Genomic DNA, 14,706 nt, shown 5'->3' on the forward strand with positions numbered 1-14,706 from the left:
GCCGCGCGGTGGTGGTGGCGCGCCGTCGAGTTCGCCCGCGCCCTCGGGCTCCGGCGGGGTACCGTCCGGTGCATCTCGTGCGGCGAGCCGGATGGGCGCCGCGCGGGCCGCGACGGCCGGGATGAGCCGGGCCGATGAATCCATGGGTGACGTCGCGGGCGATCGCTGGACCAACCGTTCACCCGACCTCGGCAGGAGCACGATACCGCGATGACAACGACCGAAACCTACGAGCGCCGCTCCTACGGCCTGTGGCAGAAGCCGCGCAGCGCGGGTCTTTTCGGCCTGCGCTGGGAAGAGACCGTGCTCGGTTTCGTCGTGGTGATCACCGCGCTGATCACCGCGATGGTCGGCGGTTTCCAATGGGGAGTCATCGTGGGCGGCGTCGGCGTGGTCATCATGGTTCCACTGGTATGGCGGACGGGAGGCCGCTCGGGGTACGAGACGGGATTGATGATGTTCAACTGGATGCGCTCACGCAGTCGTGGCGAGCATGTGTATCGCGGGGGCCGGTTCTCCCGGGTGCCGGGCGGTTTCACCAGGCTGCCGGGGTTGCTCGCACCGTCGAAGCTCTACGAGGGCATCGACGCGGGCGGCTACAGCTTCGGCATGATCCATCTGCCGCAGTTCGCGCAGTACACGGTGGTGCTGCGAGCCTGGCCGCAGGGGCATGAGGCGGTCGACCAGCCGGTGATCGATCGCTGGGTGTCGGCCTGGGGTACCTTTCTCGCCTCGGTCGGCCAAACCAGCGATATCGTCGCCGTGGTCCCCGTGATCGATACGGTGCCCGAAACCGGGAACCGACTGCTCACCGAGGTTTCCACGATTACCCGCCCCGAAGCGCCGGAACTCGCCCAGCAGGTGATGTACGAACTGGCCACCGAACTGCCGCAGGAACGGGTGCAATTGCTGCCCCGAGTCGCGATCACCTTCAAGGCGACCACCGCCGAACGCCGCAAGAACCCAGCGGAGGAGGCTGTGGAGATCGGGCGCAGGCTGCCCGGTATCTGCGCGGCGCTCGCCGAGGCCGGGGTGCGGGCACAGCCGATGTCGGCCGAGGAGGTGATCTCGTTCATCCGGCGTAGCTATGATCCGGCCTCCCAGGCCGATCTCGAGGTCGCTGCCGGTGAGCCCGAGGGGCACGGCCTGGACTGGGCGGATGCCGGTCCGGTATCGCACGACGAGAAGTGGGATCAGCTGCTGCACGACGGCGGCCGTTCGGTCACCTGGGAAATGGACACCGCTCCCGAAGGCGCGGTGGACGAGCGAGTGCTGCAGCGGCTGCTCGCACCGAATCCCGAAGTGCCGCGTAAACGTGTCGCGATCGTGTACCGGCCGCATTCGGCCGCCGACGCCGCCGAGATCGTCGATGACGATTTCAAGAACGCACTGGTGGCTCAGCAGAGCGAACGCGGTGTGGTGTCGGCGTCGGCGACGCTGCGAGTCGGCGCGACCCAGCAGGCCCGTGAAGAACAGGCACGAGGGCACGGTGTCACCCGGTTCGGCGCGCTGGTGACGATCACCGAACCGCTGCGGGGCGATCTGCCGCGCATCGAGGCCATCACCCGCGACCTGTCCACCCAGGCGCGATTGAAGATCCGGCGCTGCTACCGCTATCAGGCGGCGGCGTTCGCCGCTTCCCTCGGTTGTGGGGTGATCCTGCCCGAACACGCGACGATCCCGAAAGCACTGGCGGGGTGAGTGACTGATGGCACGCGAGCACGAGCCACCCGTACGGGAACGCGATCAGGACCGCCGTCCGCGCCGTGACGGCGTCGACGGCTACGAACGGCAACGCCGTGCCCGCGAGGAGGACCGGCCGCGGCGCGTGCATGACAGTGCCCGTGCCCGTACGCCGCACACCGAGGCGGGCCGCGGCCGCGTCGAGCGATCCCGCGACGACCGCGGCCGTACCGGCGAGCGCGCCCGTACGGCAGGCTCGGCTCGCACTCCGCGCGACGGTGCCAACCGGGCTCGTGCCCAGGTCCGTCCCGTGAAACCGGACAACGCCGCCGATCGCGCGATGCGCACGCCGCAGCACGACAAGGCGGCCCGGCGCGCGAAAGCGCGCGCGGACAAACGTAAACAGACCGGTCCGCCGCTGCTCGATGATGCCACCCGCGCTCGGCTGGAAGCGATCAGCCGGGAACAGTCCGGGTTGCGGGCGGCCTGGGCAGCGTTCCGGATCCGCACCGACGATCTGCGGCGGCAGAACTATGCCGCCCGTGCCGAGCAGGCGTTCGAGGACGGCTTCGACCGCCAGGTCGCCCAGCTCACCGAACGCGGGTACGCCGGGCCGGGCGGCGGCCGAATGAACGTGGTCGGTAGGCCGGTCGAATACCGCGCCACCACCGCGCAGGTCGCCGGCCTGTGGCCGTGGTCGGTCGGTGCGGGCGCCCCGCTGATCGGGACTCCGCTCGGATCGCATCTGCACACCGGGGCGCCCGTGTGCTTCGACCCGATGAACTGGTTCATGCGCGGCAGCTTCATCACCGCACCCAGCCTGTTCGTGCTCGGGCTCAATGGTTTCGGTAAATCCTCGCTGGTGCGTCGCATCGTGCTCGGCGGTATCGCCCAGAGCGTCACCCCGCTGATCCTCGCCGATGTGAAACCGGATTACCGCAGGCTGGTGGAGATGGTCGGCGGTCAGGTGATCGATCTGGGTTACGGCCACGGCAAGCTCAACCCGCTGGCCGCCGGGGTGCTCGGCGCGATCGTGCCGCGACTGGAACACCTGCCCGAGCTGCAGTTGCAGGTGCTGCAGGATCTGCGGGCCAGGCAGGTGACCCTGATCGCGGGACTGGTCGAACTGGTGCGCGGTGCACGGGTGCGTGACTACGAGGAGACGCTGATCTCCACCGCGCTGACCATCCTGTACCGGCCGGGCAGCGGCTACACCCCCGACAAGCCGCCGATCATGGAGAACCTGCTCGAGGTGATCGTCGCTGGTGGCGAGGAGTTGATGCTCGACGCGGGCGCCGACGACCCGACCGAATACCAGACCGCCATCAAAGGCCTGCGCCGGTCGCTGCGGGCGCTCACCCAGGGACCGTTCGGGGCGGTGTTCAACGGCCAGACTTCGGTACCGATCGATACCGATGCGGTGGCGGTCTGCATCGATGTCTCCCATATCCCCAACGGCGACAAAAAACTGAAGGCCGCCGTCATGCTGGCCTGCTGGGCCGACGGCTTCGCCGCCGTGGAGGCCGCGCACACCCTGACCGATGCCGGAATGGCCCCGCAGCGCTACTTCCAGGTCGTGATGGACGAGTTGTGGCAGGTCCTCGGTCTCGGCGATTTCATGGTCGACCGCGTCGACGAACTCACCCGGCTGCAGCGCGGTATCGCCACCGCGCTGATCATGATCAGTCACACCATCAAGGACCTGCAGGCCCTGGGGTCCGAAGCCGCCATCGCCAAGGCGCTCGGCTTCCTGGAACGCGCCCGCGCCAAGATTTTCGGCGCACTGCCCGCCGAGGAGCTCAAACGACTCGATTCCACCGTTCCGTTCACCTCTGCCGAACAGGAGATGGTGACCAGTTGGTCGGCGCCACAGGCATTGACCGGTGAGGCCCTCAAACCCGGCCAGCAGCGTCCGTCGCCACCAGGGACCGGCAAGTTCCTGCTGAAGATCGGTGAGGATCGCAGGCCGGGCATCCCCTTCCATATGGAGTTCACGTACTCGGAGAAGGCCAGCGGGATCCACGACACCAACCAGCGTTTCGAGGAGTTCACCTCCCATCCCGGTCGCAACGGCACGCCCGCGCCCAGCGGTGGGGATCCGGCGGGTGGGAGCGCAGCATGATGCCGCACCGGTCCTATCGCAAAGTCTCGCCGGAGGTCCGTGACGCCGCGGTCGCGCAGGTCACCGCGCTCACCGGGAAACTGCGCAGTGAATCGGAGGCGTGCCGGGTCGTCGCCGAACAGATCGGTGTGCACACCAACTCGGTGCGTAACTGGGTCCGTGCGGCGGAGGGACCGAGTCTGGAACGGATGGATGCGGGGGCGTTGCGGCGCAAAGTGCAGCTGTTGCAGCAGCAGCTCGCGGCTGCGGCGGAGATGAACCGCGTGCTGGCCGACACCCTCAACGAAACGCGGCGCCGCAGGTGAGCCCCGCGGGGGTGCCATGAACGCGAAATCGGTGCTGTGGTTCGCGCTCGGTACGGTGCTGGCGTTGATGACCTTGGTCGTGGTGATCGTGCTGCCGTCGGTGGACGATCCGTGTGAGGGCGAGCCGGTGCTTGCGCCATCGCAGACGGCACTGCCGCCGCTGGGTGGATACGCGCCGGGGGATGCGGCGGCAGCGGGGGCCGCGCCGGAAAGTGGTTCGCCGTCGACAGCGAACCCCACTGCGACCGTCACCCCGTCGTTGGCCGCGGGTATCGGTCCGTTGCGACGCACCATGCCGCTGGCAGCCGGGACATTCACCGTTTCCGATGTTTTCGGTTCCCGCGGGGGCGGCCACCGGGGTGTCGATATGGCGGCCGCGGACGGCACGCCGATCTTCTCGGTGTCCGACGGTGTCGTCGTCGCCGCCGGTCCCGCCTCCGGTTTCGGCAACTGGATCGTGGTGGATTCGGTGGATTTCAACGGGCGGTCGTTTTCGGCGGTGTACGGGCATATGTGGGACAGCGGAGTACTGGTCGGCGTCGGTGACCGGGTACAGGCCGGACAGCGTATCGGCGCTGTCGGTTCGGCGGGCGAATCCAGCGGACCGCATCTGCATTTCGAGATCGTTCCCGGCGGACGTTTCACAGGGGGCCGCCAGATCGATCCGTTGCCCTGGCTCGACGGCGCGCCGACACCGGATGTCGGTGGCGCACACGCCTACTCGAGCGACCCGCGCTGCCTCCGCGGTTTCGGTACCCAGGGTGGGGCGCTGGCCGGCGGGAAGGTACCGCCGGAGCTCGAACTCTGGTATCGCCGCGCGGGCTCGCTGTGCCCGGAGGTCACTCCGTCGCTGCTGGCAGCTCAGGGCAGGCAGGAATCGGGTTTCCGCCGCGGTGCCACCTCGCCCGCAGGTGCGCAGGGGCTGGCCCAGTTCCTGCCCGGCACAGCGCGAAGTGTCAGTCCCCTCGATGGCAGGCCCTACGTGATCGACGCCGACGGTAACGGCGTGGCCAGCGTCTGGGACGACGGCGACGCCATCATCGGCCAGGGCAGATATATGTGTGCCATCGCGAGCAAGGTGTCCGGATGGCTGGCCGAGGGCCGGGTGCACGGTGACCTGGTGTCGTTGACCCTCGCCGCCTACAACGCGGGCGAGGGCGCGGTGCTCGCCTCCGGCGGGATGCCGAACCAGGTCGCCGCCCACTATTCGGAAACCCAGCCCTACGTGGCCGATATCCTCGCCATGGAACCGCAGTATCGGGCTCCCGGCGCGCTCGGCCGGTTCACTCCCGGCCAGGACGATGCGGCCGAGCCCGGTGCGCAGATCGTGCGGGCCGCCCACGATTGGCTCGGCACCCCCTATGTCTGGGGTGGCGGCGGGCCGCAGGGGCCGAGTGCGGGCGGACTCGACGGCCCAGGGCTGACCTCGGCCGCAGTGTTCGCGGCGTCCGCGGGCACGATAACGTTGCCGCGCACCGCCGAACAGCAGTGGGAGATCGGCACCGAGGTGGCGATCTCCGAGATGCGGCCCGGCGATCTGGTGTTCAGTTCCTTCGGCCCGCGTGGTCCTGCGGCGGTCGGCATCTACACCGGGGACGGGCAGATGATCCACTCCGTACCGGGCGTAGGTGCGAACTCCGCAGGCGGCGTGGTGGAATCCGCCGTACCCGGGGATGCACGGGTAAGGAGGGTGCTGTGAATATGCCCGAGCCGGACCCGCGTGGCGCCCGCATCCGGCTAGCCTGGAGAGGCAGGATGCGGGCACACACGAAATCGGTGGTGGTGCTGATGCTGGGGATCGCGATGCTGGTCGCGGGCTGCGGCGGCGCGCAGCCGTCGGAAACCACCGCGGCACAGGCGACCTCGACCACCCGCAGATTGGAAGTGGTGCCCGCGCCCGACCCCGCCACGCCCGAAGGTGTCGCGGTCGCGGCGCTGCGCGAGATCTACACCTGGTATCCGGTCAGCGAGGATCAGGGCGCTTCGCTGAGCCGGGCGCGGGACTGGCTGGGCCCCAGTCTGCTTCGCGTGGTCGACGGGCCCACCGCGGCTGCGGACCGCCCGCGGACCACGCTGCGCTGGGGTGAGTGGGCGAGCGCAGGCGCGCGCGTCGAGGCCTTCGCGTTCGCATCCGGTGAGCGGCCGCCCCCGGGCCCCGACCCGAACATCACCCAGTTCAAGATCGGGATAGAGCAGACCGTCGTCTACCCGGATGGACGCGAGGAGGCGCTTGCGCCTGCCACCGTCATCGCCACCGTGGTGCGCACCCCCGGTGGCTGGCGGCTCGACGGGTTTCGGTGACAAGGCTTCGCGCACGGATCACATCAGGAGGCAGGCATGGCGAAGAAGAAACCGGTGAAGGACCCGGCCGTTGTCGGGCCGGACGGCACCCTCATTCTGATCTACGCCTCGTTCATCATTCTCGGAACGCTCTGGCTGGCGTTGCATCTGGGCAACCTGCTCGCGGTGACCCGCCAAGACGTGCCGATCAACCCGATCGCGATCGTGGCCGGACTCGCCCGCGGCCAGCTGCATTGGCCGCGCACCTCGACGGTGATTCTCATCCTGGTCATTGCCGCCGCGGTCGGATTCCTGATGCTGCGCAAGTCGTTGGCGGCGCGGAAGAGCAAGGGCAGGCTCGCCGTCGACGACAAGGCCGATGTCATGGGCAACGGCAGCGCTATCTCGTCGTTGACCGAGGCTGGCGTGCGCCAGAAGGCCCAGCAGCTGGGTGTGCGGCTCGGCTACGACGACTCCCCGGGCGTACCGATCGGTGTCGGTGTCGCCGACGGCGTCATGCTGTACGGCTCCTACGAGGACCTGCATCTGGACATCTGGGGGCCACGTCAGGGCAAATCGACCTCCCGGGTCATCCCCGCGATCCTCACCGCGGTCGGCCCGGTGCTGGCCACCTCGAACAAACGCGATGTCGTCGACGCGACCAGGGATGTGCGCGAGAGCAAAGGCAGCCCGACCTTCGTCTTCGACCCGCAGGGGGTTGCCGGTGAAGACCCCAACTGGTATTGGAATCCGCTGGATTGGGTGGATGCGCGCCGGGAGGGCTGCGAAATGCGCGCCGCCCGGCTCGCCGGTCATTTCGCCGACGGCGACGACGGTTCGGACGCCAAGAGTGACGCGTTCTTCGACCCAGAAGCCGAGGATCTGCTTGCCGGTCTGTTCCTGGCCGCGGCGGTCGCAGGAAAACCCATTGTCCAGGTGTGGGAATGGGTGACCGACCAGCAGAACACCGAGCCCATCCAGTTTCTGCGCGACGCGGGCCACGACCTCACCGCTTCCGGTTTGTCCTCGCAGTACAACGCCGATCCGCGCACCCGCAGCGGTATCTTCGGCACCGCCAAGAAGATGGTTCGCTGCCTGAAGTTGACCAATGTGCACCCCTGGATCACTCCGGCCGGTGACCGGATGCGTTTCGACGAATTGGATTTCATCGAACGTAACGGCACCCTCTACAGCCTCTCACTGGAGGGGCGTGGGTCGGCGTCACCGCTGGTCAGTGCGCTCACCGAGGCCGTGATCGATGTCGCGATGCGCAAGGCGTCGCGGTCGGCGGGGGGTAGGCTGCCGATACCGCTGCTCGCGGTGCTCGACGAGGCCGCGAACGTGGTTCGCTGGAAGGATCTGCCCAAGCAGTACAGCCATTTCGGTTCCCGCGGCATCGTGGTGATGACGGTGCTGCAGTCGTGGGCGCAAGGTGTGCGCTGCTGGGGTGAGGCCGGGATGAACGCGCTGTGGTCGGCGGCCAATATCAAGGTCCTCGGCAGCGGCGTGGACGACACCAACTTTCTGCGCGAACGCTCCGAAGCCATCGGCGAGCACAACTCGATCTCGGCGTCGGTATCGGAATCCAAAGGCAGCAAGAGTTATTCGCGTTCGCTCGGTTCGTCGAAGACATTCACCGTGCAGGCGCTGGCGACGTTGCCGAGGGGCCGGGCGATCGTCTTCGTATCCGGTGCGCCACCGGTTCTGGTGCGCACCGTTCCCTGGTGGGAGGGTGAGTACGCTGCCGAGGTGAAGAACTCCATCTCGCACCATGATCCGCAGCGCAAGACCGTGATCACCGACCTGGTGGGTTCGCCGTCGCTGGCCAAACCGGCCCCGCCGGTCGAACCCGAGGACGGTCAGGGACAGATCGAGGAGGTGCGGCCGCTGTGAGCGGACAGCAAGATGACCTGTTCTACAAGAATGTGGTGGAGTTCGTCGAGAACTACCTGAGCGTCGTATACCGCAGACAGGTCAGCGATCTCAGCGATACGGTGTGGTGCCCGGAGTGGTGGAAGCACACCGAGGCCGTCATGCGTCTCGAGGCATTGTGGCGGGCGTGGGAGCATCTGCGCCAGGACGGTGCCACGGGGATGAGCGTGTGGTTCCTCGACCACGCCGACAAGCATATGAAGGCGCTATTGGACCCGAGGGGCCCGTTCAAGTACTGCAGTGTGCGCAACGGGCACAAGGATATGCTCGGCCCATTGCCGCTGGCCGCGCCCCCGGACGGTATGTTCAGCAATCCCGACCCCGCCGAAAGCGATACTCATAACTGAGGCTCGCGAGATACGAAAAGGCCCGCCACGTATGGCGGGCCTTTTTTCGTAGCGAAAATTCCGGCTGGGTCAGCGGCTGCGTTCCAGGCCTCGTTCCAGTTCCTGTTCCCTGGATCTGGCGACCGACGGCGCGTACTCCGGCCGGTTGCGCACCGCTTCGATCGGCGGTTTCGCCTGGCCCACTTCGGCAAGCATGCGCACCGCGGCGAGTTCTGGGGCGACCCCAATCTTCGACAGGTGCGCGGCCAGCGCTTCCCGGCGTTCGGCCGAGTCATAACTGATAGCAGGCTTGCTGTCGGCCACAGCGCCCGCCATCTCCGATAGCTGCCCCGACATGGAGAAACGGTCCTTCTCCAGGGAGACACCACGGTAACCGGAGGTGTCTCGCTGCGGAGCAAGGGACGGCGCCTTCTCCGGCGCCGGGGTGGAGATCATATGGGCCAGTTCGATATTGCGCGGGTCCTTGGCCTTCGCGTCGCGGGCCTCACGGACCTGCATCTCCCTGGCTTCCTTGAGCTTCTCCTGGGTGAGCTTGACACGCGCTTCGGCTTCCCGCTGACCTTTTTCGCGGGTCTTCAACGCCACAAGTGTCGCGATCTGCAACATTGTCTTCATCATGGCCGCGGTTTCCCGGCCGATATCGTCCAGTTCCTCGGACATGGCTGCTCCCCGATGCTGCGGTGATCACTATGGACGGTGTGGTGCTCGGAACAGCGCCCGTTATGGGTGTTTTCGCCACGAACACTCCTGGTCCGAGATTACCTGAGAACACCCGCGCGCAGGGGATCCGGAGTGCATCAGTCGATGGCTACTCTTTCCAGGGTCACCGGCTGGTTGGGCCTGCCGTCACCGGGACCGTTGGTCTCGTCCTGCCCGGCTGCGGCGATCTTGTCCAGCGTCTGTAGACCGGCCTCGTCGACCGTACCGAAGATGGTGTAGTTCGGCGGCAGCTGGGAATCGCCGTAGACGATGAAGAACTGGCTGCCGTTGGTCCCCGGTCCGGCGTTGGCCATGGCGAGCACGCCGCGCTGGTACAGAACCGGCTGCTGCAGGCCCGGATCGTTCGGCGGGTACTGATCGGTGGGGTACTCGTTGTCGAACTCGTAGCCGGGGCCGCCGGTCCCGGTGCCGGTCGGGTCGCCGCACTGCAGCACCTTCAGGCTCTCGCTCTGGGTGAGCCGGTGGCATTCGGTGCCGTCGAAATAGCCCTGGCCGGCGAGGCTGGCGAAGCTGTTCACCGTGCACGGCGACTGGGCGTTGTCGAGAGTGAGGCCAAGCGGGCCCTGGTTGGTTTCGACGCTGATACTCAGCGTCGCGTTGCCGCCGGTGGTCTCGATCCCGTCGGTGCGGGGTTTGTTCACCGGTTTGTCGGCGGGTTTGGCGCTGTCGCGGTAGACGCAGCTCACCGTGGCCGGTTTGGCCTGCGGCGACGGCGGCGGCGCGGCGATCGGGGTACTCGACAGGGATGCGTCCGGGGTCTCGGCCGCGGTGTTCGCTTCGTCCTCGCCGCGGGTGAGGAAATACACGCCGGTCACCGCGGCGATCGCGATCACGACGCCCAGCGCCGATCCGGCGATGGTGAGTTGCTTACGCTTGCGCGCCCGCGCGGCCCGGTTGGCCAGCTGGCGTTCCAGCTTGCGTTTCGCCGCCGCTCGACGCTGTTCGTTGCTCGGCACTACCACGTTCCTCCCGTGCGACGGCCGGAGGCGTCCCCCGGCCGGGCGCTGCTGACTGTTCTTCCGGTTTAAGAGTGTGCCATCTCTTCCGGAAACCACTCGATACTTGTGCCGGACCGGGTCGCCACAGCGGTGGCGAATCGTCCAGGGAACCGGTTGGACTTGACCGCAGGTAGTGGGGGAAACTGGATCATCGTGACCAAGACCAGCAGCTTCTCCGCCCCCAAAGGGGTACCGGACTACGTCCCACCCGGCTCCGCCGAGTTCGTCGCGGTGCGCGACGGCCTGATCCGCGCCGCGCGGCTCGCCGGGTACGGGCATATCGAGCTGCCGATCTTCGAAGACACCGAACTGTTCGCGCGCGGTGTGGGAGAGTCCACCGACGTCGTGAGCAAGGAGATGTTCACCTTCTCCGACCGGAGTGACCGCAGTGTCACCCTGCGCCCGGAGGGCACCGCGGGGGTGATGCGGGCGGTGATCGAACACGGCCTGGACCGCGGGCAGCTGCCGGTGAAGCTCTGCTACGCCGGTCCGTTCTTCCGTTACGAGCGGCCGCAGGCGGGCCGCTACCGCCAGCTCCAGCAGGTTGGCGTCGAGGCCATCGGCGTGGACGATCCGGCGCTGGACGCCGAAGTTATCGCGATCGCCGACGCCGGATTCCGTGGCCTCGGCCTCGACGGTTTCCGGCTGGAGATCACCTCGCTCGGCGACGAGACCTGCCGCCCTCAATACCGCGAGCGCCTGCAGGAATTCCTGTTCGACCTGCCGCTGGACTCAGAGACCCGCCGTCGCGCCCAGCTCAACCCGCTACGCGTCCTCGACGACAAACGTCCGGCCGTGCGGGAGATGACCGCGAACGCGCCACTGATGATCGATCACCTCTCCGAATCCGCCAAAGCGCATTTCGAGCAGGTGCTCGGCCACCTCGACGCGCTCGGCATACCGTATGTGGTGAACCCGAGGATGGTGCGTGGCCTGGATTACTACACCAAGACCACCTTCGAGTTCGTGCACGACGGGCTCGGCGCGCAATCCGGTATCGGCGGCGGCGGCCGCTATGACGGGCTGATGGCGGAGCTGGGTGGCCAGGCGCTGTCCGGTATCGGTTTCGGTCTCGGTGTCGACCGCACCGTGCTCGCGTTGGCCGCGGAAGGCAAGACCGCCGGTGATCCGGCGCGCTGCGAAGTGTTCGGGGTACCGCTGGGCGATGCCGCGAAGCAGCGGCTGGTGGTGCTGGCGGCGCAGCTGCGGGCCACGGGCGTCCGGGTGGACCTGGCCTACGGGGGGCGTGGTGTCAAAGGGGCGATGAAGGCTGCCGACCGGTCGGGCGCGCGCTTCGCGCTGGTGCTCGGAGATCGGGATCTGGCCGAGAACACCATCGGCCTCAAGGAGATGGCCACCGGCGAACAGCGGCAGATCCCGCTCGACGAGGCGGTCGCGACAGTTGTGGCAGCGGTAACGGGCGGACAGTAGTACCGTCCCCGGAAGACCGTTCCGCCACCGACGACGAATGTGCACCTGTGAACGAACCCAGTACCCGGCCTGAGCCGGATTCGCCGATCGGGCTCGATCTCGTCGCACCCGAGGTGTACGCGCCGACTTTGCGTCGGCTGACGCTGGCAGCGATCGGTATCGGTATCGGCGCGGCGCTGTTGGCCGCGGTCGTCGTCGCATGGCCGATCGCGGTGCTGGTCGGCCTCGTCGTCGGCGCGCCAACCGCAGGCTATGCGTTGGCGCTGCGCCGCAGGCGCATGTGGCTGATCGGGACCGTCATCCACGCCAGGACGCTGTTCGGGGAGCGCGCTGTCCCCGTGGTCGAAGCCAGCGGTGTGGAGCTCCTGGTCTACCCGGCCCGGCTGAGCCGGGTCGTGCTGCGGGTCACCGCGGGACCGGACAGCCAGATCATTCCGCTGGCGATGTACACCGATGCGGGCAGCGGCCGCGAACTGCATCTGCTCGGCCTGCGCAAACTGGCCGATGCGCTGGCCGCCAGCGAACTGGTCGCCGCTGTCGCGGTATCTGCCGTGCTGGTGCAGCAGTTGCGTGCGGAGGCGCGGGACGCCGGACTGGAAGAACGGCCGCTGTATCGGGCCGTCACCCTGGCCCGCGCCAAAGACTACGTCTCGCCTGTTGTGCTCACCGACGAGGAAGTGGCGTCACTGGGGTGAGCTCAGGAGACGGTCCACGTCTCCGGTCCGTGCAACAGTTGCTGGAGCGCGTCGGGGCCTGCAGGGGAGCTCTCACGCGCGGTGTCGATCTGGGCGCGGACACCGTCGTCGTAGGTGGGGCGGGCGACGGCGCGGAATACGCCGGTCACCACATGTTCGAGGTCGTGATCCGACAGCCGCGACAACGCGAAGGCGTACTCCGGATCGTCGGAGTGCGCGTCGTGCACCACGATCCGGTCCTCGTCGACGGTGTCGGTGCGCGCCACACTCAACCCGAACCCGCTGCGTACGACGGCGAACTCACCGTCGGCGCCGAACCGGACGGGTTCGCCGTGGCGCAGCCGGATCAGCCGGGATTCGCTGTCGCCGCGGCGCAGCACATCGAAGGATCCGTCGTTGAAAATCGGGCAGTCCTGCAGGATCTCCACGAACGAGGTGCCCCGGTGCTCGACCGCGGCGCGCAGCACCTCGGTCAATCCTGCCCGGTCCGAATCCAGTGCTCGCGCCGCGAACGTGGCTTCGGCGCCGAGCGCCACCGACAGGGTGTTGAACGGATGATCCACCGAACCCATCGGCGTGGACTTGGTGACCTTGCCCGGTTCCGAGGTGGGCGAGTACTGCCCTTTGGTGAGGCCGTAGATCCGGTTGTTGAACAGCAGAATGGTCATGTTCACATTGCGGCGCAGCGCATGGATCAGATGGTTGCCGCCGATGGACAGTGCGTCGCCGTCCCCGGTCACCACCCACACCGACAGATCCGGTCTGGTTACCGCGAGACCGGTCGCGATGGCCGGGGCGCGGCCGTGGATCGAGTGGATACCGTAGGCGTCGAGGTAGTAGGGGAACCGGCTCGAACAGCCGATCCCGGAGACGAACATCAGGTTCTCCCGGCGCAGGCCCAGTTCGGCGAGGAAACCGCGCACCGTCGCCAGGATGACGTAGTCGCCGCAGCCGGGACACCAGCGCACCTCCTGGTCGGAGGCGAAATCCTTGGCGCGCTGCGGAGCGTCGGCCGCGGGTACCCCCGCCGCCCCCGATACCGGTGTGAGTCCCAGATCGGCGCCGCGGTGTGAGCCGTCGATGATCGTCATCGGGTGCCCCCGTTCCTGCGATAAGTTGCTGCCGCACGCGCGGCGAAGACCTTGTCCTGTTCCATATCCTTTAGCGAGCCGTCCAGCGCGGCATCGATAACGCCGACCAGTTCCTGAGCGGAGAACGCCGTACCGGCGATCTTCGTCCACGCCAGCACATCCACCAGGTACTTCGCCCGGAGCAGCAGGGCAAGCTGGCCGCCGTTCATCTCGGGCGCGACCACAGTGCGGTAGCGGCGCAGAATATCCCCGAGACCGGGCGGCAGCGGGTTCAGATGGCGCAGCTGCAGGTGGGCGACCGGGACCCCGCGGCGCCGCGCCCGCCTGCATGCCTCGCCGATCGGCCCGTAGGAGCTGCCCCAGCCGACGAGCAGCAGTTCGGCATCCCCGCCGGGATCGTCGACTTCGGCGGCGGGCACTGTAATGGCATCGATCTTGGCCTGCCGCAACCGGACCATCAGCTCATGATTGGCCGGATCGTAGGAGATGTCCCCGCTGCCGTCGGATTTCTCCAGGCCGCCGATGCGGTGCGCGCGCCCTTTCGTGCCCGGAACGGCCAGCGGTCGCGCGAGGGTTTCCGGGTCACGGGCATACGGCTGGAAAGCGGTGTCTTCCCCGGCCTCCCCCGCATCCCCGCCCTCGTCGGCCGCAGGCTCGAAGCCGGGGTCGATCGGCGCCAGGTCGGCTACACAGGGGACAGCCCAGGGTTCCGAACCGTTGGCAATCGCCCCGTCGGACAGCAGCAGTACCGGGGTCCGGTAGGTCAGTGCGATCCGCGCCGCATCGACCGCGGTGGCGAAACAGTCGGCGGGGGAGCGGGGCGCGAGCACCGCGACCGGGGATTCGCCGTTGCGGCCGTAGAGCGCCTGCAGCAAATCGGCCTGTTCGGTTTTGGTCGGCAGCCCCGTCGACGGACCGCCGCGCTGCACATCGACGATCACCAGCGGCACCTCGGTCATCACCGCCAAACCGATGGTCTCGCTCTTCAAAGCGAGACCGGGACCGGAGGTGCTGGTCACGCCCAGCGCTCCGCCCAGCGCCGCGCCGAGCGCCGCGCCTATCCCGGCGATCTCGTCCTCGGCCTGGAAGGTGGTGACACCGA

12 protein-coding genes and 1 pseudogene are annotated in these 14,706 nt (G+C 67.8%); 9 read left to right on the top strand and 4 right to left on the bottom strand.

What is annotated here, in order from left to right; translation table 11 throughout:
* Positions 1–210: 210 nt before the first annotated feature.
* From B0T44_RS24640 to B0T44_RS24670, 7 genes are read left to right on the top strand one after another with little or no spacing between them, the layout of a single operon-like run.
* Entirely contained in the window at positions 211–1,701 is a 1,491-nt protein-coding gene (locus B0T44_RS24640; RefSeq protein ID WP_077115116.1) for an SCO6880 family protein, read from the top strand.
* A gap of 7 nt (positions 1,702–1,708) precedes the next feature.
* Positions 1,709–3,805 carry a putative type IV secretion/conjugal transfer ATPase gene (locus tag B0T44_RS24645; RefSeq protein WP_077115115.1) on the top strand — a complete coding sequence of 699 codons (2,097 nt, stop codon included), beginning with the start codon at positions 1,709–1,711 and terminating at the stop codon, positions 3,803–3,805.
* Positions 3,802–4,110 (top strand): transposase, encoded by a 309-nt coding sequence (locus tag B0T44_RS24650; protein WP_077115114.1) that lies wholly within the window; start codon positions 3,802–3,804, stop codon positions 4,108–4,110. Before B0T44_RS24645 ends, B0T44_RS24650 begins: the two co-directional genes overlap by 4 nt.
* A 16-nt stretch (positions 4,111–4,126) precedes the next feature.
* On the top strand, positions 4,127–5,809 hold the full coding sequence (locus B0T44_RS24655; RefSeq protein ID WP_077115113.1) for a peptidoglycan DD-metalloendopeptidase family protein: 1,683 nt from the start codon (positions 4,127–4,129) through the stop codon (positions 5,807–5,809).
* Positions 5,810–5,865: 56 nt separating this feature from the next.
* The gene (locus B0T44_RS24660) at positions 5,866–6,411 is read left to right on the top strand and encodes a hypothetical protein (RefSeq protein ID WP_077115112.1); all 546 of its coding nucleotides are present in this window, start codon (positions 5,866–5,868) and stop codon (positions 6,409–6,411) included.
* 36 nt (positions 6,412–6,447) lie between these two features.
* The gene (locus B0T44_RS24665) at positions 6,448–8,283 is read left to right on the top strand and encodes a type IV secretory system conjugative DNA transfer family protein (protein WP_077115111.1); all 1,836 of its coding nucleotides are present in this window, start codon (positions 6,448–6,450) and stop codon (positions 8,281–8,283) included.
* A complete protein-coding gene (locus B0T44_RS24670; RefSeq protein ID WP_077115110.1) occupies positions 8,280–8,669 on the top strand; it encodes a DUF4913 domain-containing protein in 390 nt (129 codons plus the stop codon). The genes B0T44_RS24665 and B0T44_RS24670 overlap by 4 nt, the downstream gene beginning before the upstream one ends.
* Positions 8,670–8,738: 69 nt before the next feature.
* Here B0T44_RS24670 and B0T44_RS24675 read toward each other — a convergent pair whose 3' ends face one another.
* Together B0T44_RS24675 and B0T44_RS24680 are read right to left on the bottom strand one after the other, a co-directional pair.
* Complete coding sequence (locus B0T44_RS24675; RefSeq protein WP_077115109.1) at positions 8,739–9,329, bottom strand: hypothetical protein; 591 nt, start codon at positions 9,327–9,329, stop codon at positions 8,739–8,741.
* Positions 9,330–9,466: 137 nt separating this feature from the next.
* Positions 9,467–10,345: a peptidylprolyl isomerase gene (locus B0T44_RS24680; protein ID WP_077115108.1), complete on the bottom strand. Its 879-nt coding sequence runs from the start codon at positions 10,343–10,345 to the stop codon at positions 9,467–9,469.
* A gap of 195 nt (positions 10,346–10,540) precedes the next feature.
* Between B0T44_RS24680 and hisS the strand changes: the two genes are divergently transcribed.
* Positions 10,541–11,818 carry a histidine--tRNA ligase gene (gene hisS, locus B0T44_RS24685; RefSeq protein ID WP_077115187.1) on the top strand — a complete coding sequence of 426 codons (1,278 nt, stop codon included), beginning with the start codon at positions 10,541–10,543 and terminating at the stop codon, positions 11,816–11,818.
* Between the two features lie 47 nt (positions 11,819–11,865).
* On the top strand, positions 11,866–12,513 hold the full coding sequence (locus tag B0T44_RS24690; RefSeq protein WP_081512660.1) for a hypothetical protein: 648 nt from the start codon (positions 11,866–11,868) through the stop codon (positions 12,511–12,513).
* Between the two features lie 2 nt (positions 12,514–12,515).
* On the opposite strand, the gene B0T44_RS24695 is transcribed toward B0T44_RS24690, so the two are convergent.
* A complete protein-coding gene (locus B0T44_RS24695) occupies positions 12,516–13,604 on the bottom strand; it encodes a 2-oxoacid:ferredoxin oxidoreductase subunit beta (protein WP_077115107.1) in 1,089 nt (362 codons plus the stop codon).
* Positions 13,601–14,706, bottom strand: a pseudogene (locus tag B0T44_RS24700) (2-oxoacid:acceptor oxidoreductase subunit alpha); the annotation flags it as partial. The pseudogene B0T44_RS24700 and the gene B0T44_RS24695, both read right to left, overlap by 4 nt.

The sequence above is a fragment of the Nocardia donostiensis genome (assembly GCF_002081715.1).
GTDB lineage: Bacteria > Actinomycetota > Actinomycetes > Mycobacteriales > Mycobacteriaceae > Nocardia > Nocardia donostiensis.

Coding starts and splice junctions, on each gene's coding strand:
- B0T44_RS24660 (WP_077115112.1), top strand. CDS start 5,866: ATGCGGGCACACACGAAATCGGTGGTGGTGCTGATGCTGGGGATCGCG.
- B0T44_RS24640 (WP_077115116.1), top strand. CDS start 211: ATGACAACGACCGAAACCTACGAGCGCCGCTCCTACGGCCTGTGGCAG.
- B0T44_RS24665 (WP_077115111.1), top strand. CDS start 6,448: ATGGCGAAGAAGAAACCGGTGAAGGACCCGGCCGTTGTCGGGCCGGAC.
- B0T44_RS24675 (WP_077115109.1), bottom strand. CDS start 9,329: ATGTCCGAGGAACTGGACGATATCGGCCGGGAAACCGCGGCCATGATG.
- B0T44_RS24655 (WP_077115113.1), top strand. CDS start 4,127: ATGAACGCGAAATCGGTGCTGTGGTTCGCGCTCGGTACGGTGCTGGCG.
- B0T44_RS24650 (WP_077115114.1), top strand. CDS start 3,802: ATGATGCCGCACCGGTCCTATCGCAAAGTCTCGCCGGAGGTCCGTGAC.
- B0T44_RS24695 (WP_077115107.1), bottom strand. CDS start 13,604: ATGACGATCATCGACGGCTCACACCGCGGCGCCGATCTGGGACTCACA.
- B0T44_RS24645 (WP_077115115.1), top strand. CDS start 1,709: ATGGCACGCGAGCACGAGCCACCCGTACGGGAACGCGATCAGGACCGC.